The following is an 18,308-nucleotide window of genomic DNA, read 5'->3' as shown; positions in this document are numbered from 1 at the left end:
GCGCGAGCTGCGGATCGAACTGGCAGTGCTCAATCACCGGGTGGGCTCGCGGATAGAGATCAAAGATGTTGACTTCGACTGTCTCGACGTCATCACGCGCCACGGCCCGATCAGCCCGAGCGCTCTTGCACGGCGCGTCGGTGTGCACCTCGCCACGATGACCGGCATTCTCGACCGCCTCGAGAGGGGCGGTTGGATCGTGCGCGACCGGGTCGAGAGCGACCGGCGTGCCGTGCTCATACGCGGTGTGCCCGACAAGCAGCGCGACATCTTCCGGCTGTACGACGGTATGAACCGCTCGCTGGACAGGATCCTTGAGAACTACAGCGACGACGAGATCGACCTCGTCGTCGACTTCCTGCGACGCTGCACCGAAGCCGGGCAATCTGCCACGGACCAGCTCGCGAAGGACTCGGATACCTGATCGGAAAAATTGACCGGAACGGTCTGCTCGACATCCCGCCGGGCGGTGGGGTTGACCGACTTGGGCTTGGGCAGCACCGCCCGCAGCCGGCTCATTGCCGTGACCGCGCCTGTTACCACGCGCCGCGCAAGCCCAGCGGGGATAGGAGCGCCCGGCAATAGGGTGTAGATCAAGGAGTGGAGTGGGCCGCGTAGAGCACCGCTACCCGGGCCTCCTCGCGCCTCGCAACGCATCCACCGCAACCCCACTCCTTGATCCGCATTCCCTTCGGTGCGACGAGTGGAAGGAAGACATCAGGAGGTGCCAGTTTTCGGGCAGAAAATGTATGTCAACCATCCACTCGTGCTCGGCCGGCTACCGCCTGACGGCGCTCCCGCCCGCAACGGGCCGACCGCAACCGCCGAGGGAGGCGAGCCCACAGTAATCGCCAATGCCGAGGGCTCCCGGACGACCCCGGCCGTGGTCGACCTGGTGCGCGAACTCGCCGGCGGTGAGGAACCGAACAAGGGCCTCAACCCGGATGAGGCCGTCGCGATCGGCACCTCGCTGCAGTCCGATTTCACGAACCTCGCGGTCAAAAACCCCTTGTTGCTCGACGTCAACCCGCTCTCCCCGTGGTGAAATCAGCCTGACCACGTGACCGATGCTCCAGGCGACGACGCCACCAGGACAACAACCAAGACCAGCCGTTGCCGACGGCAGGACCACCAGCTCGACTGATCACAAAAGTCTGACTGGAGTGCTATCGGGAGAACATGAACAAGAATCCACCCACCACAGCTGAAACTATGCGATCTTCGCTGTGTGGCCGTGAACCGCGGAGCCCGGGTTCCCGATTGTCGGGACGTAACCCGAGGCTATCCCACACCTCACCACAGCCATAATGGTCAATACTGACCATGGCAACCGACAAATATCAGGCAGCCACCGAGTTTTCAACCCGTGACGACAGAAATGTGGACACAGACGATCTTGAGGAAAGATCAAAAACTGCCAGGGTCAGCGGATTCACCAACTCGATAGCTGATCGACAGCGATGGATAAGATGCGGTCCATTCCATCGTTTTCTCCCATCGGTTTGCTGCACAAGCGCGCCGTCGGCGAGGGTCGCCGCCGTTGCGCTGGAGGACTCGTGGACCGTCGTACCGTGATTGCGGGCATCGCAGCAGCCCCCCTGGTCGCCGCTACCGGGGTGACCGGCACATCATCGGCGTCAGCCGCCGAATTCGGGGGCCACGAGCGCCATCGGACGCTGGTGATCGGGCACCGCGGCGCGTCGGGCTACCGCCCTGAACACACCCTCGCCTCGTACGAGCTGGCCGCGCGGATAGGCGCCGACTTCATGGAACCCGACCTCGTGCCCACCAAGGACGGCGTCCTGGTCTGCCGGCACGAGCCGGAGATCGGCGGCACCACCGACGTCGCCGACCACCCGGAGTTCGCCGCCCGCAAGGTGACCAAGGTGCTGGACGGCACGCCGGTCACCGGCTGGTTCACCGAGGACTTCACACTGGCTGAGCTGAAGACCCTGCGCGCCAAGGAGCGGCTGCCGGCCTTCCGGCAGGAGAACACGATGTACGACGGCCGGTTCGAGGTCCCGACCTTCGTCGAGCTGCTCGAGCTACGCCAGCGCCTGTCCCGGGAACTCGGCCGCGAGCTCGGCGTCTACCCCGAGACCAAGCACCCGACGTACTTCCAGAAAGCCGGTCTTCCCCTCGAGCAGCGCCTCCTGGACCTCCTGAACCGATACGGCCTGAACCACCGCGGCGCCCCGGTGTTCGTGCAGTCCTTCGAGACGGGGAGCCTGCGCCAGCTGCGTACGCTCGGCCTGCGCGCTCCCTCGGTGCAGCTACTCAGCGCTAGCGGCGCTCCGTTCGATCTGATCGACGCCGGCGACCCGCGGACCTACGCGGACCTGTCCACGCCGGCCGGCCTGCGACAGATCGCAAGCTACGCGAACGGAATCGGACCGGACAAGACGCAGATCATCCCACGGGCCGCGGACGGAACGCTGGGCACGCCGACCTCGCTCGTCCCCGACGCGCACGCCGCGGGGCTGGTACTGCACCCGTACACCTTCCGGGCGGAGAACAACTTCCTGCCGGTGGACTACCGGCGCGGCGCGAACCTCAGCGACTTCGGTCGGGGGATCGACGAGCAGGTGACATATCTGAAGGCCGGCATCGACGGGCTGTTCACCGACCAGGCCGACATCGGCGTCATCGCCCGGAATGAGGCTTTCAAGTCCTAGCCGGCCAGGTCCTGGCTGGCGTCCTGGCTGGCGTCCTGGCTGGCACAGCACGGCGTAATTCCAGCGGGGATGAGCTCCCCGCGTTGCGGGAACGTGCTGAACATGGTGGCGGCGACCAACCTCGCCACCATGTTCAGCACGCCGGCGTTTTGACGAAATGACCGTGCGACCTCAACGTGCCGTGGACAACTGCTCCGGACGGTCCCGCGACCACGCCAACGTGTCACTGATGGCATCGAACAGCTCGAATAACTCCTCGGCGATGTCGACATGCGGACTGCTCAGAACAACATTGAGTACACCGCGACCGGCCGGCACGGGAATGAGCGTCTGCATGATGACGCCGTCGATCGGCACCCCGTCCGGCTCCGACCGCTCAACCCCACGCGTACGCACAGCCCGGCCGGCTGGCATCTCGACGACCGTCACGGTACGCCACGCAGAGCTCCGAACCGTCGGTGCCACCGCGATGATCTGACCCGCGATCGCCTCGGCCGTGTTGTCCGCGCCGGTCGCCATGCCGTCGGTGTGGAACACCATCACACTGGCCACCAGACCGTCGGAACCGTCCACCAGTTCGGCTGTGGCCGCGCAATACACAGCCCCCTGCCGCTCCGCGCGTTCAGCGACCTCCCGCAGCAGCTTGAGCAGCGCCGCACGATGTGGCCGCAGTTGCGGGAACTGCGCGATCCGCTCGTCGACCAGACGCGCGAGGTCACCGGTACGGCTGGCGCGCCACACGTCGAACTCAAACCAGGAGCGGGGCACCCGAAGGGTGAACCAGGTCGGGGCACCGGTGCCGGTGCCGCTCACACCGCACCGCCCGCCGCCACCGGCGACGCGGTCACGCCGGCGTCAGGAGACGCAGCGACCAAAACCGTGGGTGCCGCCGGCGGCAACACTCCGGCGAGGCCGGAATCCGCCGCGGATACCCCGTCTGCCAGGCCACGCAGCAGGCCGGACGCCCGCTCCAGCAACTTGTCCAGCGACTCACGCCGGTCAGACGACTGGCTGACGAAATGATGCAGGGCCGTCTCCACCTCGCCCGACCCCGTCTGACCATGCAGACCGTCGAAAGCGGCACCGAGCGAGGAGAGCGCAGCGCGAATGTCTGCCAGCTCACCGGACACCTGCCGGGCGACCTCGGGATCGCATCCGAAGACACTCGCCGTCACTTCGTTGCCCCTTCCATGGGCACGCACACCGTTACCACCCCAGACGCCTGAAGGCTAACCAGCACGCTACCAAGAAGCAATATCGGGAAACCATCCGTGGCCGACGATCGCGCGATCATGCTTTTTAGAGCGCCCGACAATAGTGACGTGGATCAAGGAGCGGGGCTGGGGTGCGTGCATCGCGAAGCGATGGATGGGGAGCGATGTGGCGAGGTGCGTGCTCGGGCCCCGCGTACCCGCGATCCTCGAACCACACCGCCGCGTCATGGGTCGACGCGGTCCCGGCCGGGTCAATCATGAGCGGGCGACCCCACCCGCCGGCATCGTCGCGCTCCGCGAACACACTCATGTGTGGATGAACAGCTACGGAAAGTTGCCTCTCAGCATGCGGAAGCAGACTGCATTTCCTATCCTTATCAGGGAACGCAGGCCTACCGACATCGATCGCTATTGACTGGTGACCGCAGAGCGGGACGAAGGTGGGTTTTAGACGTGATCGAGACAGCTGAAAGCACTCCGCCGCACAGGCCGTCCACCCGCGCCTGCCGCCCGAAGACGTCGGGCCGACGGGGATTTCTCCGGATGGCGTTCCTACAGCGGCAGCGCAGATCCGCGGTCGTATTGCTGCTGGTTGCGTTCCTCACCGGTGGGCTTGTCGCGCCCGCGGCGGGCGCCGGCGGCTCCGGGGGTACAACAGGCGACGGAGACGTCGTCGGTACTCCCACATCCCTGCGAAACGTGCCCCCGGTAATATCCAGTGTGGCTACGGGCACATTGCTCGCCTACCACATGCCGGGCATCCAGGGAAAACAGATCAATGCGACGGCCATGCTTTTTGTTCCCACCGGGTCACCACCGCCACACGGCTGGCCCCTTGTCGTCTGGGGTCACGGAACCGTCGGACGGGCACCGGAGTGTGCGCCGAGCGTCCAGCTCCAGGAACACAACACATGGGTTGACGGGCCGAACGACACCCTACTGGCAGCCGTCTTGAAGATGGGCGTTGCCGTCGTCGCTCCGGACTACGAAGGACTGGGTCCCGTGGCCGACGGCGTCAGGGCCGGCCACGGCTATTATCACCTTTCCAGCGCGGGGAATTCGATGATCTTCGCTGCTGTCGCCGCGCAACGAGATCTTGGTAGCAAACTGTCCGGGCAATGGGTGTCGGCCGGGTGGTCGGAAGGGGGCTTCGCATCGCTTGCCGCCGCTTATTATTCCAACGTGGCCAAGAAAGCTGATCCCGACCTGGAGTATCGCGGCGCCATCGCCATCGCCCCGGTTCCGGATATTCGCGCCATGAACAGGGTCCTGTGGCGTGATATTGTCGATGCCTCTCAATTTGGATATGAGCCGACGGGCCGTCAGATCGACCAGCTGGTCTTTGCCAACGCGGAAACCATTTACTTCACGAAGACCCAACGTTATGCAGGCTACCACGTCGACCCGGCCCAGATCTACGGTCCCAATATGTTGAGGTTCTACCAGCAGAACTGGCAGACATGCCTGGCGGACCTGAACGCCCTCGTCCGGCATGATATCCAGAACTACCTGAACGCCGCTCCCTCCCATCGCCTGGACTCTTATCCAGGGATCCACGGCGAGACAGCCAACTCGCTTCCAGAGAACACCCGGTTTTTCGACCAGAACCAGGGGCGGCTCGAGAACTCAACGCTGCCGGGCCCGGTCCTCTGGCTGTACGGCACCGATGACATCACCAGCCCGAGCTCTGTCACCTACAACACCGTCAACAAGATGGTGGCCAACGGCAACGACATCAATCTGGCCGTCCTTGAGGGGGCGGGCCACTACGATGTATCCACCGTCGGCCTACCGCTCATTCAGGCACGCCTGAGGCAGCTCTTCATGCTGAGGTGACGTCTGAGGTGCCCACTGAGGTGACGCCAACCCGTCCCCGTTCGTATCCGGGCTCCTGGGATGAAGGGATCGGCAGGCGGCGGCCGCCGCCGCCCGCGCCGACCCACCGCTGGGCGACATCCGCCGGCCCTCGCGGGGGAAGCATCAGGGTGTGCGATGCGCGGTGTTGGGAGCGACCGGCTACATCGGCGGCCGGCTGGTACCGGAGCTGGTGGGCCGGGGGCATGCCGTACGGGCGGTGGCCCGCAGTCCGGGCACGCTGGCCGACGTGCCCTGGCGCGACCAGGTCGACGTGGTGGCCGCGGACGTCACCGACGCCGACGGCGTCGCCACGGCCCTCGCTGGACAGGACGTCGTCTACTATCTGGTGCACTCCCTGCACCAGCGCGACTTCGTCACGCTGGACCGCGCCGCCGCCCACACCGTGGCCACCTGTGCCCGCACGGCCGGGGTGCGACGGATCGTCTATCTGGGCGGCATCAGCCCCACCGGCCAGCGGCTGTCCCCGCATCTGGCCTCCCGGGCGGAGGTCGGACGGATCCTGCTCGACTCGGGTGTGCCCACGGTCGTCCTGCAGGCAGCGATCATCATCGGCTCTGGATCGGCCAGTTTCGAGATGTTGCGCTACCTCAGCGAACGACTCCCGGTGATGGTCACCCCGCGATGGGTGCACAACCACGTACAGCCGATCGCGGTACGCGACGTGCTGCACTACCTCGCCCACGCCGCCGAGCTCCTCCCCGGCACGGTGAACCGGGGTTTCGACATCGGCGGTCCCGACGTCCTCACCTACCTGGACATGATGCACCGCTACGCCGAGATCGCAGGCCTGCCGCGGCGCCTGGTGCTCCCGGTACCGCTGCTCACCCCGTGGCTGTCCGCGCAGTGGGTCAACCTGGTCACCCCGGTGCCGCGCAGCATCGCCGTCCCGCTCATCGAGTCCGTCATCCACGAGGTGGTCTGCCGCGACCGCGACATCACCGACGAGATCCCGGACCCGCCCGACGGGCTGACGGGCTACGAGCGGGCCGTCGACCTGGCACTGGCCAGGACTCGCGAGGCCGCGGTGCCCACCCGCTGGTCGGGCACCTCGACGCCGCGCGCACCCTCGGACCCACTACCCACCGACCCGAGCTGGTCGGGCGGGACGGTGTACGAGGACGTCCGTGAACGCGGCACCCGGGCCGATACGGGGGCGCTGTGGCAGGCCATCGAGGCTGTCGCCGGTACGCACGGCCGGTGGCGCGTGGAACACATCCAACGGCCCCACCTGCTGCGACTGCGCGCAGAGATGGCGGTGCCCGGCCGTGCCTGGCTCGAGATGTCCGCCACCCCCACCCCCGGCGGCTCGCTCTACCGGCAACGGGCGGTCTTCGAACCGCACGGACTGGCCGGCCACCTTTACTGGAAGGCTGTCGCGCCCTTCCAGAACCTTGTCTTCGGTGGGATGGCCCGCACCATCACAGGTGCGGCGGAACACCAACACCATCGCGTCAATTGATAAACACCTTCCGTTCTGCTAAAATTGCGCTCGGTAATCGAGAACAAGACGATGGGAGCACATCGAACGATGGCAGAGCGACAGCTCACAGTAGTCGTCTACCACGAGGACGACGGCTTTGTCGCGCAGTGTCTTGAAGTCAACGTGGCAAGCGATGGCGACACCGAGGATGACGCCCTCGCCAACGTCCAGGAGGCCCTGGAACTGTTCTTCGAGGACGGCGACGCCATCGAGACACATCCCGTCTACCAGGCGAAGGTGGCGAAGCTGACGCTGCAAAGTGCCTAACACGCCATCCTCTGAGGAAATCTGCAAAATCCTCGAAAAGCACGGCTTCCGCCTTGCTGGACAGAAGGGCTCTCACCGGAAATACCGGCACGACGGGCCGCCCGGCCGGACCGTGATTGTCCCCATGGGACGCAAGAACATGCGCATCGGAACCTTCCGGTCCATCGTCGGCCAGTCCGGCTTGAGCATCACCGACTTCCTGCCGTAGCACGCCGCGGCACTCGACCCAGGCCTGCGCCGACGAAGACCGCCGCCGCGTCGCCGTCGGCGACATCACCGTCATCGCGGAGACCTGGTACCCACCCGGCCACCCCTACGCACCCGACCGGGCCTGATGGCCGCTTACGCCGTCTGATCTATACGGCGTAAGCGGCCGGTTCAGCCTGCCCGCGGCCGGTTCAGCCGGCAAGCAGCCGGCGCAGCCACAGCAGCTTCGCCGCCTTCGCGGCCTGCGAGACCGCGGCGTGCGGCGCCAGCATGTCGAACCCGTGGAAACCGCCAGGCCATACATGCAGCTCGGCGACACCACCGGCCTGCCAGATACGCGTCGCGTAGGCGACGTCCTCGTCCCGGAAGGTCTCCGCCGAACCGACGTCGACGAACGCCGGCGGCAGCCCCGAAAGGTCATCGGCCCGCGCCGGCGCCGCGTACGGGGAGACGTCGGGGCCGCCGCGATCGGCGCCCAGCAGCGCCGACCAGCCCGTCGCGTTGGCGGTGTGATCCCACACGCCCCGCCCCGCCATCTGCCGGGCGGAGGGCGTGTCGTTACGGTCATCGAGCATCGGGCACAGCAACATCTGCCCGGCCAGAGTCGGGCCGCCACGGTCCCGAGTGAGCAGCGCCAACGCCGCGGCCAGCCCACCGCCCGCGCTGCTACCCGCGATCACGATCCGAGCCGGGTCGACGCCCAGCTCGGCGGCGTGAGCGGCCGTCCACAGCAGCCCGGCGTAACAGTCCTCCACCGGCGCCGGATGGGGATGCTCGGGAGCAAGACGGTACTCCACGGAGATCACGACCAGGCCCAGCTCCTGCGCCCAGTCCAGCGTCTCCGGGACACCCAGCCGATTGTTGCCGATGATCATTCCACCACCGTGCATGTAGTACAACGCCGCGTACGGCGCGCTGGCCGCCGCGGGTCGGCACACCAGCAGCGACACGTCGGGCGCTCCGGGCGGACCGGGCACCGCCACGTCCTGGACGTCGAACGCGCCACCACGCGCCAGCTCCTCGTCCGCCATGACCATCCCGCCCATGGCCTCGCGAAACCCCGGAATCATCTCCGGCGTCACCGACGACGGCAGGTAAGCCCCGAGGGCCTCCAGCGCCGCCGCCAGCTCGGCGTCGAACGGCGGCGGCGAGCCGACGCGCAAACCCTGGGATGTCGATGGCGGTACCCCGATGGTCATAGATTCTCCCGATCATCAAAAACGCTGCTGTACGACAACGAGAAGCATCCTCTCCACGGGCGATCCAGGTGAAAAGGCGCCGACCGCCGGGTATCGACCGCCAGCCGGCGGGTGGAGCGCATGGGAAACATGGGAAACGCGAGCACGTCGACCGGCAGGCCCTATATCGCTGGTGCCGGTTGCCCCGGCGCCGGCCGGCTGTCGGCCTGCCGCTCGGCGTAGAGCCGCGCCCATTCCTTCCGGGAGCGGATGGACGTGTCGACATCGGCCGCCGACGCCCGCAGGGCGCCCACGGTTGCCCGCTCCCGCGGCACCGTCACGAACGGGTCCCAGCCGAAGAATCGGCAGGCGTTCCGCCACATGATCTTGTCGATGTCCTCGTCGTCGGCGCCGGCGTTGACCAACTCAGCGAGGACGAACTCCGGAGCGTCGGGCCAGATCGAGTCAGAGTGCGGATAGTCGCACTCCCAGGCGATGATGTCGATCCCGATCTCGTGACGGAGCTTGAGCGACGTGGGGTCGGTGACGTAGCAGGCCAGCGAGTGCTCGCGGAACACCTCGCTCGGCAGTCGGTCCTGGAGGTCTCCACGGCCGTCGGTTTCGACAGCGGCAGCGCCTTCGCCCGCGCCTTCGCCCAGTACTGCGGGGAGACGCCGTCGTCCTATCGACAACGGGTCGCCGCCACGCCGGCACCGTTGGCCACCTCACCCGGCGCACCTGCCCCATCGGAATGGCAACGCGTACACCGGTAGGGGTCGACAACGCACCATCCCCGCCCGAGAGCTTCACGACGTTGAGCGTCGGATCAGGCGAGGAGCCGGATCGGCTCGGTGCCGTCCCAGTCGGCCGCGGCCTCGCGGACGAGCGTGCCCATGCCCTCCGTGACGGCGGTAAGTTCCATCACAGCCTGCACCCGGCGGCGAAGAAGGTCCTGGCCACCCTCGACCGGGAATGGGACGGTCTGGTCCGCCACCGCGACTTCCCCGACGTCGCGCTCGATAACAACCCGGCTGAGCGGGCGTTGGGGAACCCGGTGGTCGGCCGGAAGAACTACTACGGCGCGCAGGCGGAATGGGCCGCGCACCTGGCCGCCCGGGTCTGGACGATCACCGCGACCGCCGAACGCAACGGCCGCGAACCCCTGGCCTACCTGACCGACTACCTGAACGCCTGCGCCGCAGCCGGCGGAAAGGCTCCCGCCGGCAAGGCGCTGGAACAGTTCTTCGTCTGGCTGCCCGCCCCCGAGGACGCCGGCGGCAGCCCCGCCGACACCGACCCGCCCGACCGTCACGCCCACGACGGACCCGCGCCTTAATCCCGCATCATCGACGCGCACCCGACCGGCACACACCGGCCGGGCTCTCCGCGTGCCCTCCACGGCATCACCGAACACTTACGTCGAAGTGGCCTCGCCGGAGTCACGCCATTCACGCAGGTTCTGCACCACTTCTTCGTAGAACTTCTCCAGCGTGTCCACCACCGAGGTGACGAACGTGCCCTTCCCGATACTGCGTTTCGTCCCGAGGGGAGCGCTCAAGGAAATACGAAAGGCCCTGATCTCACATCCCGGATCGGTGACCAGGATGTCCGGCTTCTGGCGCACCAAGGCGAGAAGCTCGGCTCGGGCTGCTTCCCGCGATCCCTGGTCGAACGATTCGACCCGCAGATTTCCGTTCGCATCCCCGAGCTGCCTCACCATCCACTTCACCCGGGTGAGCGGGCGTCCCTGGCGAGGTGCGTCAATGCTTACCGAGCACACGACCCGGCCCGCACGCAGATCCGCGGTGACGGTCACTGGACCGACCGCCCCGGGGATCCGCAGCATCGCAGATAGGGTGCCGTTCCCGCACAGCTCCTCGGCCAACATCTGCCGCCGCTGCGTCGCGTCCACACGGCGGTTCACCTGGGAGATGACCTCGATACCCAGCAGCCCACCCAGGTGTAAGCACAGACAGTGGGCAAACTGGTCGAAGCGTTCGGCGACGGAAGGCAGTCCTTTGTCCGTGGGTCGCAGCGTGCCCGCCGACACGCTGTCCCTCACCGCCACCCAGTGAGGTCCCAGGTCGTCGAACGTCTCCGCCCCGGAACGCCCGTGATCGAGGTACCGGAGAAACTCGCCGAGGATATACTCCTGGGTGGCGTCCGCCACCGAGCTAGTCTCGATCAGGAGCTGGCAGCGGAATCGTATCTCCGCCCACGAAAGATGGTAGACGCCGACTTTCTTCGTTTTCCGCCCGTCGATCGCGACAGGATGGCGTTCGTCTGCCGTCGTGATCAGATTGGAGATGGTGAGCACGGCGTCGAACCGCTGTTCCCGGGCAATGTCGAGGTACGCCTCGACCTGCCCCGAGCGGAGTTCACCAGTGCCCGTCTTCACCTCGACCAGCGCGGTCCACGATCGCTGCCCCCGGGCCACTCTGATCAGGCCGTCCGGCACGTAGGGGTCGTCGCCCCGGTTGAACGGCACCTCGATGAACGTCTCGACCTGGCCGGCCGGCGCCCCGAAGCGGGTGGTCAAAGCACGACCGAACTCGCGCACCGAACCCACGACGGCCAGCAACGCCGACGTCGCGCGCCGTTCCTGCTCCGCCGCACCACCGATACCCGCAACGGGGAACAGCCTCGCCGGTTGCCACCGCTGCTCTACCTCCCCGGCATCGGGCCTTCTCGCCTTCGACGCCGGCAGCCGCCGCGCCGACCTGCTTTTCTTCGTGGTGACCGTCTGGGTTCGCCGCTCCCTCCTGTTGGCCGGCGGACGGGACACATCTGGCGGACCTGCAGCGCTGGGAGCATCTACCCCGGCAGTGGTGCCGCCACTGTCCGCAGGATCCGCGCCTACGGGCGCCACCTGCTCGGTTCGCCCGGGTGCGGGGCTGTCTTCCTCGTCGGAGTCGACCTCGACACCGTATTCGGTGACGAGGGTCGCCAGGCCTGTGTCGTATCCCTGGCCGACCGCGCGGAACTTCCACTGCCCGGAACGGCGGTAGACCTCCCCGAGCATGAACGCGGTCTCGGTAGATGCACCCGTGACGTCGTACCGCAGCAGCTCCACTGCGTCAGCCCCCCGCAGTAGCCGCAGCCGCAGGTACTCCAGCCGGCCAAAGCCATCACCTTCACCGCCGTCCAAACTGGCGGCGAAGAGCACCCGCTCGACGCTGTCCGGGACGTCATCCATGTCGACCTCAACGACGTCGGTGAAGGCCGTGTGCCGCTCCCCGGCAGCGGAGGTCTTGCCGCGAAGCCTGACCGCCCCGCCTGCCCCGGACGGCTGGTTGTAGAAGACGAAGTCGTCGTTCGACCGGACCTTCCCGTCATCCCCAAGCAGCAGCACGCTCATATCCGCGTCAAGCCGATGCCCCTTCTCAGCAGCCCATTCAAGAATGACCGAGACCGAACCAAGCTCGTCAGCCAGGGCGCTGAGGGTTACGTTTCCCCCCTTGCGCATGGCCGCAACCGTCGCAGCGCACATGCCCGAACCATACAGCCAGAAACTTTAATAAAAAAAATCCACCGCTTGATCTACAATCGAGCATCGGTGGGAAAACAAAAACAATAAGAAGCGATGCAACATAAAAATCGGCCGTTCCAGCCGGGCACGCAACCCGCTCAGATCTTCATAAAGCAGACAAAATACTGCTGCGTGAGACGCTGACGGGACTGTCCGGAGGGCGGGTTCAAACGGTCGTAGCGACGGTTCGGTGGAGCGTGAAGTGGTCAGGGAGGACCTGCTCGCCCTCGACGCCAAGCACGTCGTGCGGCAGATACCAGCCACGCATGTCCTCGCCGCTGAACTCGCTCGCCTGGGGCCCTGTGGCGTGCCGGCGCAGCGTCTCCACGTGGAGTCGGACCGGGGCGCGGTGGCAGCGTTGCCGCTGCTCCGTTTCCCCGGCCCGCTCCCCGGCCCGCTCCCCGTACCCGGCGTGCCCGTCACCAGGCACCGGGCGGTCCACAAGCCCCGCGTCTACTCGGGTCGTTTACCTCATGTCGTGGCAGCCCATGGGGAGGGAATGGCTGTGCCCCGGTATCGGTATAGCGCGTGGTGGGCACCCTCGCCGGGTTGAACAGTTCCCGTTCCCCGTCGGCTGGCCGGTGACCACCCTGAACTCAGCTGATCTCAAGACAGGCGAGCGGAAAGCTCAGCGCCGACTGGCCTCGTCGATGCGCGCGAGGAGCTCCTTGATGAGGATCTCGATCTGGTCGCGGATCGGGCGGACCGCGTCGACGCCTTGGCCGGCCGGGTCGTCGAGATCCCAATCGAGGTATGCCTTACCGGGGAAGATCGGACAGGCGTCCCCGCAGCCCATGCTGATCACATAGTCGGATGCCTGCACCGTGGCCGTAGTCAGCACCTTCGGCTTCTGGTCGGTGATGTCGATGCCTACCTCGGCCATGGCGGCGACGGCGGCGGGGTTGACTTCTTCGGCGGGCAGCGAGCCGGCGGAGCGGACCTCGACCCGGTCACCGGCGAGGTGGCGCAGGAAGCCGGCGGCCATCTGGGAGCGGCCGGCGTTATGGACACAGACGAACAGCACGCAAGCAACAGGGCTGGTGGTCATGGCATCCAGCATGCCTCAGCTATTGACAGCGGTCTATGCCTTGGCGCATCCTCGGCCCCGAACAGGTGCTATAGATGCTTGTCGATGTCTGGAGGTCTGTGATGGCGAGAGTTCAGTTGGCGTTGAACGTTTCCGACGTGGACGCCGCGGTGGACTTCTACACGAAGCTGTTCGGGGTCGCTCCGGCGAAGCGCCGGCCGGGGTATGCGAACTTCGCGGTAGATGTCCCGCCGCTGAAGCTGGTGCTGATCGAGAACCCGGACGCCCGGGGCAGCGGGGTCGCCGGGGCGCTCAACCACCTCGGGGTCGAGGTGGAAACCCCCGACGAGGTGACCGCGGCGACCGGCCGACTCGCCGCCCTGGGCATGGCCACGGCGACCGAACAGGGCACGACCTGCTGCTATGCGGTCCAGGACAAGGTGTGGGTCGACGACCCGGACGGAGCGCCGTGGGAGGTGTACACCGTCCTGGCCGACGCCGAGGAAGGCCGAGCGGGAACCCTGCCCGACGCCGCTGCGGGAGACGCCGCTGCGGGAGGGCCGGGGTCGGCGTGCGACTGCGGACCGGTCTGCGGCCCGCAGAGCACCGACGCGGGTGAGGTTCTGACCATCGGGTTCGCGTCCGGCTTGAGCGTCTGACCACGTGATGTCGGGAAAACAGCGGCAGCCAGCGCTCGCGCGGCGACTCGCGGCGGAGGCGGTCGGCAGCATGCTGCTGGCCGCCCTCGTCATCGGCTCCGGGATCGCCGCGCAGCAGCTCAGCCCGAACCAGACCGGCTTGGAGCTGGCGGAAAACGCGGCGGTCACCGCCGCCGGCCTGTTCGCGATCATCCTGATGGTCGGACCGGTGTCCGGCGCGCACTTCAACCCCGTCGTCTCCGCCGTCGACGCCGTGTTCGGCGGGTTGTCGTGGCGAGACGTGGCCGCCTACCTACCCGCCCAGGTCGCCGGCTGCACCGCCGGGGCCGTGCTGGCGAACCTGATGTTCGACCGGGCGGCCGTGTCGATCGCCACTCACCATCGGGCGTCCGGGCCGCATCTGCTGTCCGAGATCGTGGCCACCGCCGGCCTGCTGCTGGTCATCTTCTCCCTGGCCCGCTCCGGCCGCTCCGAGCGGGCGCCGGCCGCGGTCGGTGCCTACATCGGCGCGGCGTACTGGTTCACCTCGTCCACATCGTTCGCCAACCCTGCGATCACCGTCGGCCGGATGTTCTCCAACTCCTTCGCCGGGATCGCGCCGGCGTCGGCTCCCGGCTTCATCGCCGCCCAGATTGTCGGTGGCCTCATCGGGATCGGACTGATCCACCTGTTCTACCCGCAGCTCACGCCCGCCGCCGCGGCCGACGTCGTCGTCGCCCACCCCGGCAGCGCCAACGGCACCGCCCCACCTGACGGCACCGTACCGTCCACCCGATCGGCCTCGAGAAGTGCGTCCCATGACTGACAACAGCGACCCGGCCAGCGGATTACCGGCCATGGACCCCGCGACCCGCCGCCAGGTGCAGGCCACGCCCCGCCGGCTGGCCTACGACTACGACTACGACTACGACTACGAAACATGCGGATCACCCCCACGGGCGTGGGGACGGCAATCCTGGACGGTGTCGCGCTGTGCGCGACACCGTCATATGTCCCTTACCGATTTCATGCCACCCGGTGCCGTTTTCAAGGTTTCCCCGGACTCCAGACCGAGCGTGGCACTACTGTGCCGAAGATTCTTGATAGGGGTCTTCGGAAGCTTCGCGTGCCGGGACAGCGTCTCAAAACGGCTCGACACGGTGTCCGGATGCCAGGCTGACCCGTCCGCCTGCGTGAACACCAACCCGGAGTCCATCCAACCGGCACCCATCGCGAGCTTCTGCGCAGCCTGCCGGCAATGCCAGCGGCGCAGTGCCTCCACCGCGTCGGAGTCGAGGACACCTGTCCGGGCCGACCGCCTGGTCTTCGGCTTCGACAGACGCGCCTTCCCTCCGACGGCGATGATCGTCGCCCCCTGCTTCGACGGGATCGTCACGGCCGCGGCATCCAAGTCGATGTGCTCCCAGCGCAAACCGCAGAGCTCCCCGCGGCGCAAACCCAGGCAGGCGGCCACGTGGAACGCCGCGGTCAGCGGGTCGTTCTCGGACTCGCAGTAGTCGAGGAACTGGCCGATCTGCTCCCCGGTCCACACACTCCGCTCTGCGGATAAGTGGCCCGAGAGACCGCCACCCGTCGTCACCGTCGAACGCCTCAGAATCGGGGTCTTCGAGTATATCGAAGTGTACTGCAATCGGTTGCTGATCCATTCCACGATCGGCTATCTCACCCCCGTCGAGTTCGAGGAGGAATTTGACAAAAAAAGTGATCGCGCAGCACGATAAGGACAGTCCACGAAAGTGGGAACCCTCCAGTGCGGAGCGCGGCGACGAACCGTCGGAAGAAGACCACCTTCATGCCGCGGCCGTCGAACAGGTAGCGCGACCTTGATTTTCGCGATGTCCAAGGGATAAATGCGTGGCCACCGCAGAGGCGTACGGACCGCGAGCAGGAATCCGCGCTGGTCGGTGTCGCCCGCCGTGGGACCACGTGTCCGCCGGATGCGACCGGTCCCGCCGTGGGGAAATCTCCTGCCGGCGGGATGATCACCTATCGTGGCGCCAACAATACGCTGGCGGCACGGTCTCGGTGTGATGGTGCTGTACGCCATCAGACGGGTCGGGGTAGGCCGTGCGGCATACCCGGCGAGCTGGGGTTTTGGCCGATCGGGAGACGTCGCCTCGGCTCAGCGGCTCCTACTGTTGGTCACGTCGGAGTGACCGGCGGAACCGAGGGAGGCCAGCACGATGATCGAGATAGAAAACGTCAGCAAGCGATACGGGGAGAAACTGGCCGTCGACGGCCTGAATTTCGTTGTACAGCCGGGGATCGTGACCGGTTTTCTGGGCCCGAACGGGGCCGGGAAGTCGACCACGATGCGGATGATCGCCGGCCTGGACGAGCCCACGACCGGCCGGGTACGGGTGAACAGCCGCGATTACCGGACGGCGTCGGCGCCGATGGCCGAGCTGGGGATCCTGCTGGAAGCCAAGGCCGTGCACACCGGCCGCTCGGCCCGCAACCACCTGCTGGCACTGGCGATGACCAACGGGGTCAGCCGGCGGCGGGTCGACGAGGTGATCGACATGGTCGGCCTACGGGAGGTGGCCAGCAAGAGGGTCGGTGGGTTCTCGCTGGGGATGGGCCAGCGGCTGGGCATCGCCTCGGCGCTGCTGGGCGATCCCGGCGTCGTGGTCCTCGACGAGCCGGTCAACGGGCTGGACCCGGAGGGGGTGCTGTGGGTCCGGAATCTGCTCAAGGGCCTGGCCGCCGAAGGACGCACCGTCTTCGTGTCCTCGCACCTGATGAGTGAGATGGCGCTGACCGCGACTCGGCTGGTCGTGGTCGGCCGCGGGCGGCTGATCGCCGATACCACGGTCGAGGAGTTCGTGGCCCGCGCCGGGGGCAACCGCGTCACGGTGCGCACCCCGCAGGCGGCTCAGCTGCGTGAGCTGCTACTTGGCCCGGACATCACCGTGACCAGCGAGCACGCCGACGTCCTGGACGTGCAGGGCCTGACCGCGGAGCAGATCGGTACCGCCGCCTGGCAGGCCCACCTGCCCATCTTGGAACTGACCAACCGACAGGCTTCGCTGGAAGAGGCCTTCATGCAGCTCACCGGCGACTCCGTCGACTTCCGTTCCCACAACGTGACCGAAGAGGTGGCAGCCTGATGAACGCCGTTCTCACCCCCGCCGTCCCGACATCTACCACCCCGGCGTCGACGTTGAAGGTGACCCAGGCCCGGGTGCTGCGGTCGGAGTTCGTGAAGTTCCGCTCCCTGCGGTCCACCGTCTACACCCCGCTGACCGCCGTCGCCTTGATGATCGGGATCGGTGCGTTGTTCGCCGCGGTGACCGCCAGCCAATACCACACCTTCAACGCCGCCGAGCAGGCCAACTTCGACCCTGTCGGCACCAGCCTGACCGGGGTGACCTTCGCGGTGATCGCGTTCGGGGTGTTGGGCGTGCTGATGACAAGCGGTGAGTACGGCACGGGCATGATCCGTTCTTCGCTCACCGTCGTTCCGCGTCGTCTTCCGGTCCTGTGGGGCAAGCTGACGGTCTTCGCGGGTGTGATCCTCTCGGTCTCGCTGGTGGCCAGCTTCCTGTCCTTCTTCCTCGGCCAGGCGCTGCTGCACAGCCACCACCTCGACGTGTCCCTCAGCGCTCCCGGCGCCCTGCGGTCAGTCGTCGGCGGCGCCCTGTACATGACCGTGGCCGGTCTGATCGCTCTCGCGCTGGGCGCGCTGTTCCGCAACACCGCGGCCGGTATCTCCACCTTCGCGGGCGTGTTCTTCGTGTTGCCGATCCTGGCTGGGCTGCTGCCCGCCTCGATCGCCGACTACCTCAACCCCTACTTGCCCTCCAACGCCGGTGGGGTCCTTTACGGCGGCACCCACGGCCTGCACAACGCACTGTCACCGTGGACCGGGTTCGCGTTGCTGTGCGGCTACGCCGTCGTGCTCATCGCCGCGGCCGCCTGGCGGCTACGACGCACCGACGCCTGACCCAGTGGAACCACTGACCAAGAAGGGAAGATGCGCCCAGCATGAGAATGCTCAGGGCAGCCGACTACCCAGCAGGCCGCTACGCGGCCCGCTGGGTAGTCGACATAGGGGTCACCCTGCTGGCCGCGGCTACGGCGGTACCGACGGCGTACGGCCACGATCACCTTCAGCGCGGGAAGGTGCTGGCCGTGCTGGCCGTGCTGGCCGCACCCCTGCTGGCGCGCAATAGATGGCCCGTCGCGGTCTTC

The 18,308-nt window shown here is 67.0% G+C and carries 19 protein-coding genes and 5 pseudogenes; 15 read left to right on the top strand and 9 right to left on the bottom strand.

Annotation, left to right across the window (positions count from 1 at the left end):
• The 3 genes and pseudogenes from U9977_RS14325 to U9977_RS14315 form a co-directional block, all read left to right on the top strand.
• Positions 1 to 424 (top strand): MarR family transcriptional regulator (locus U9977_RS14325; RefSeq protein WP_322749744.1); only part of this gene is annotated, 424 nt, incomplete at its 5' end.
• Positions 425 to 862: 438 nt separating this feature from the next.
• Positions 863 to 1,036: pseudogene (locus U9977_RS14320) on the top strand (Hsp70 family protein); the annotation flags it as partial.
• A 520-nt stretch (positions 1,037 to 1,556) separates the two neighbouring features.
• The gene (locus tag U9977_RS14315; RefSeq protein ID WP_322749743.1) at positions 1,557 to 2,675 is read left to right on the top strand and encodes a glycerophosphodiester phosphodiesterase; all 1,119 of its coding nucleotides are present in this window, start codon (positions 1,557 to 1,559) and stop codon (positions 2,673 to 2,675) included.
• Here U9977_RS14315 and U9977_RS14310 read toward each other — a convergent pair.
• The 3 genes from U9977_RS14310 to U9977_RS14300 are packed head-to-tail and all read right to left on the bottom strand — an operon-like array spanning position 2,672 to position 3,850.
• A complete protein-coding gene (locus tag U9977_RS14310; RefSeq protein WP_322749742.1) occupies positions 2,672 to 2,806 on the bottom strand; it encodes a hypothetical protein in 135 nt (44 codons plus the stop codon). The genes U9977_RS14315 and U9977_RS14310 overlap by 4 nt on opposite strands.
• Positions 2,807 to 2,846: 40 nt before the next feature.
• Positions 2,847 to 3,488 carry a hypothetical protein gene (locus U9977_RS14305; RefSeq protein ID WP_322749741.1) on the bottom strand — a complete coding sequence of 214 codons (642 nt, stop codon included), beginning with the start codon at positions 3,486 to 3,488 and terminating at the stop codon, positions 2,847 to 2,849.
• Positions 3,485 to 3,850, bottom strand: a complete 366-nt coding sequence (locus U9977_RS14300) for a hypothetical protein (RefSeq protein ID WP_322749740.1) — start codon at positions 3,848 to 3,850, stop codon at positions 3,485 to 3,487. The genes U9977_RS14305 and U9977_RS14300 overlap by 4 nt, the downstream gene beginning before the upstream one ends.
• 759 nt (positions 3,851 to 4,609) lie before the next feature.
• Between U9977_RS14300 and U9977_RS14295 the strand changes: the two genes are divergently transcribed.
• From U9977_RS14295 to U9977_RS14280, 4 genes are all read left to right on the top strand, one after another.
• Positions 4,610 to 5,725, top strand: a complete 1,116-nt coding sequence (locus U9977_RS14295; protein WP_322749739.1) for a lipase family protein — start codon at positions 4,610 to 4,612, stop codon at positions 5,723 to 5,725.
• Positions 5,726 to 5,876: 151 nt separating this feature from the next.
• Positions 5,877 to 7,226, top strand: coding sequence for a DUF2867 domain-containing protein (locus U9977_RS14290; protein WP_416210611.1), 1,350 nt, complete (start codon positions 5,877 to 5,879; stop codon positions 7,224 to 7,226).
• A 69-nt stretch (positions 7,227 to 7,295) separates the two neighbouring features.
• Positions 7,296 to 7,514: a type II toxin-antitoxin system HicB family antitoxin gene (locus U9977_RS14285; protein WP_322749737.1), complete on the top strand. Its 219-nt coding sequence runs from the start codon at positions 7,296 to 7,298 to the stop codon at positions 7,512 to 7,514.
• Positions 7,507 to 7,722, top strand: coding sequence for a type II toxin-antitoxin system HicA family toxin (locus tag U9977_RS14280; RefSeq protein WP_322749736.1), 216 nt, complete (start codon positions 7,507 to 7,509; stop codon positions 7,720 to 7,722). Before U9977_RS14285 ends, U9977_RS14280 begins: the two co-directional genes overlap by 8 nt.
• Before the next feature lie 190 nt (positions 7,723 to 7,912).
• Here the strand turns inward: U9977_RS14280 and U9977_RS14275 are convergent, their stop codons facing one another.
• Positions 7,913 to 8,920: an alpha/beta hydrolase gene (locus U9977_RS14275; RefSeq protein ID WP_322749735.1), complete on the bottom strand. Its 1,008-nt coding sequence runs from the start codon at positions 8,918 to 8,920 to the stop codon at positions 7,913 to 7,915.
• A gap of 161 nt (positions 8,921 to 9,081) precedes the next feature.
• Positions 9,082 to 9,495 (bottom strand): annotated as a pseudogene (locus tag U9977_RS14270) (amidohydrolase family protein); the annotation flags it as partial.
• On the opposite strand from U9977_RS14270, the pseudogene U9977_RS14265 reads away from it, so the two are divergent.
• Both U9977_RS14265 and U9977_RS14260 read left to right on the top strand, forming a co-directional pair.
• Positions 9,487 to 9,672, top strand: a pseudogene (locus tag U9977_RS14265) (helix-turn-helix domain-containing protein); the annotation flags it as partial. The pseudogenes U9977_RS14270 and U9977_RS14265 overlap by 9 nt on opposite strands.
• Positions 9,651 to 10,235, top strand: coding sequence for an IS66 family transposase (locus tag U9977_RS14260; protein ID WP_322749734.1), 585 nt, complete (start codon positions 9,651 to 9,653; stop codon positions 10,233 to 10,235). The pseudogene U9977_RS14265 and the gene U9977_RS14260, both read left to right, overlap by 22 nt.
• 78 nt (positions 10,236 to 10,313) lie before the next feature.
• Here the strand turns inward: U9977_RS14260 and U9977_RS14255 are convergent, their stop codons facing one another.
• The 3 genes from U9977_RS14255 to U9977_RS14245 all read right to left on the bottom strand — a co-directional run bounded on the left by U9977_RS14255 (position 10,314) and on the right by U9977_RS14245 (position 13,476).
• Positions 10,314 to 12,389, bottom strand: a complete 2,076-nt coding sequence (locus U9977_RS14255; RefSeq protein WP_322749733.1) for a TerD family protein — start codon at positions 12,387 to 12,389, stop codon at positions 10,314 to 10,316.
• 205 nt (positions 12,390 to 12,594) lie between these two features.
• Complete coding sequence (locus U9977_RS14250) at positions 12,595 to 12,858, bottom strand: hypothetical protein (protein WP_322749732.1); 264 nt, start codon at positions 12,856 to 12,858, stop codon at positions 12,595 to 12,597.
• A gap of 198 nt (positions 12,859 to 13,056) precedes the next feature.
• On the bottom strand, positions 13,057 to 13,476 hold the full coding sequence (locus tag U9977_RS14245) for an arsenate reductase ArsC (RefSeq protein ID WP_322749731.1): 420 nt from the start codon (positions 13,474 to 13,476) through the stop codon (positions 13,057 to 13,059).
• 101 nt (positions 13,477 to 13,577) lie between these two features.
• Here U9977_RS14245 and U9977_RS14240 point away from each other — a divergent pair, with 101 nt between their 5' ends.
• Positions 13,578 to 14,114 (top strand): ArsI/CadI family heavy metal resistance metalloenzyme, encoded by a 537-nt coding sequence (locus tag U9977_RS14240; RefSeq protein WP_322749730.1) that lies wholly within the window; start codon positions 13,578 to 13,580, stop codon positions 14,112 to 14,114.
• A gap of 7 nt (positions 14,115 to 14,121) precedes the next feature.
• Complete coding sequence (locus U9977_RS14235) at positions 14,122 to 14,919, top strand: MIP/aquaporin family protein (protein ID WP_322749729.1); 798 nt, start codon at positions 14,122 to 14,124, stop codon at positions 14,917 to 14,919.
• Between the two features lie 180 nt (positions 14,920 to 15,099).
• On the opposite strand, the gene U9977_RS14230 is transcribed toward U9977_RS14235, so the two are convergent.
• Positions 15,100 to 15,645, bottom strand: coding sequence for a site-specific integrase (locus U9977_RS14230; protein ID WP_322749728.1), 546 nt, complete (start codon positions 15,643 to 15,645; stop codon positions 15,100 to 15,102).
• Positions 15,646 to 15,682: 37 nt separating this feature from the next.
• On the opposite strand from U9977_RS14230, the pseudogene U9977_RS14225 reads away from it, so the two are divergent.
• The 4 genes and pseudogenes from U9977_RS14225 to U9977_RS14210 all read left to right on the top strand — a co-directional run.
• A pseudogene (locus U9977_RS14225) lies at positions 15,683 to 15,835 on the top strand (IS3 family transposase); the annotation flags it as partial.
• 462 nt (positions 15,836 to 16,297) lie between these two features.
• Positions 16,298 to 17,224, top strand: a complete 927-nt coding sequence (locus tag U9977_RS14220) for an ABC transporter ATP-binding protein (protein ID WP_322749727.1) — start codon at positions 16,298 to 16,300, stop codon at positions 17,222 to 17,224.
• Entirely contained in the window at positions 17,224 to 18,060 is an 837-nt protein-coding gene (locus U9977_RS14215; RefSeq protein ID WP_322749726.1) for an ABC transporter permease subunit, read from the top strand. Before U9977_RS14220 ends, U9977_RS14215 begins: the two co-directional genes overlap by 1 nt.
• A 41-nt stretch (positions 18,061 to 18,101) precedes the next feature.
• Positions 18,102 to 18,308, top strand: a pseudogene (locus U9977_RS14210) (hypothetical protein); the annotation flags it as partial.

The organism is Protofrankia sp. Cas8, assembly GCF_963555845.1.
Lineage (GTDB): Bacteria > Actinomycetota > Actinomycetes > Frankiales > Frankiaceae > Protofrankia.
Note: the sequence above shows the minus strand (reverse complement) of the source record. Positions and strands in the feature narration are given on the sequence as shown.

Coding starts and splice junctions, on each gene's coding strand:
- U9977_RS14255 (WP_322749733.1), bottom strand. CDS start 12,389: ATGTGCGCTGCGACGGTTGCGGCCATGCGCAAGGGGGGAAACGTAACC.
- U9977_RS14220 (WP_322749727.1), top strand. CDS start 16,298: ATGATCGAGATAGAAAACGTCAGCAAGCGATACGGGGAGAAACTGGCC.
- U9977_RS14240 (WP_322749730.1), top strand. CDS start 13,578: ATGGCGAGAGTTCAGTTGGCGTTGAACGTTTCCGACGTGGACGCCGCG.
- U9977_RS14275 (WP_322749735.1), bottom strand. CDS start 8,920: ATGACCATCGGGGTACCGCCATCGACATCCCAGGGTTTGCGCGTCGGC.
- U9977_RS14245 (WP_322749731.1), bottom strand. CDS start 13,476: ATGACCACCAGCCCTGTTGCTTGCGTGCTGTTCGTCTGTGTCCATAAC.
- U9977_RS14235 (WP_322749729.1), top strand. CDS start 14,122: ATGTCGGGAAAACAGCGGCAGCCAGCGCTCGCGCGGCGACTCGCGGCG.
- U9977_RS14260 (WP_322749734.1), top strand. CDS start 9,651: ATGGCAACGCGTACACCGGTAGGGGTCGACAACGCACCATCCCCGCCC.
- U9977_RS14310 (WP_322749742.1), bottom strand. CDS start 2,806: ATGGTGGCGAGGTTGGTCGCCGCCACCATGTTCAGCACGTTCCCGCAA.
- U9977_RS14215 (WP_322749726.1), top strand. CDS start 17,224: ATGAACGCCGTTCTCACCCCCGCCGTCCCGACATCTACCACCCCGGCG.
- U9977_RS14285 (WP_322749737.1), top strand. CDS start 7,296: ATGGCAGAGCGACAGCTCACAGTAGTCGTCTACCACGAGGACGACGGC.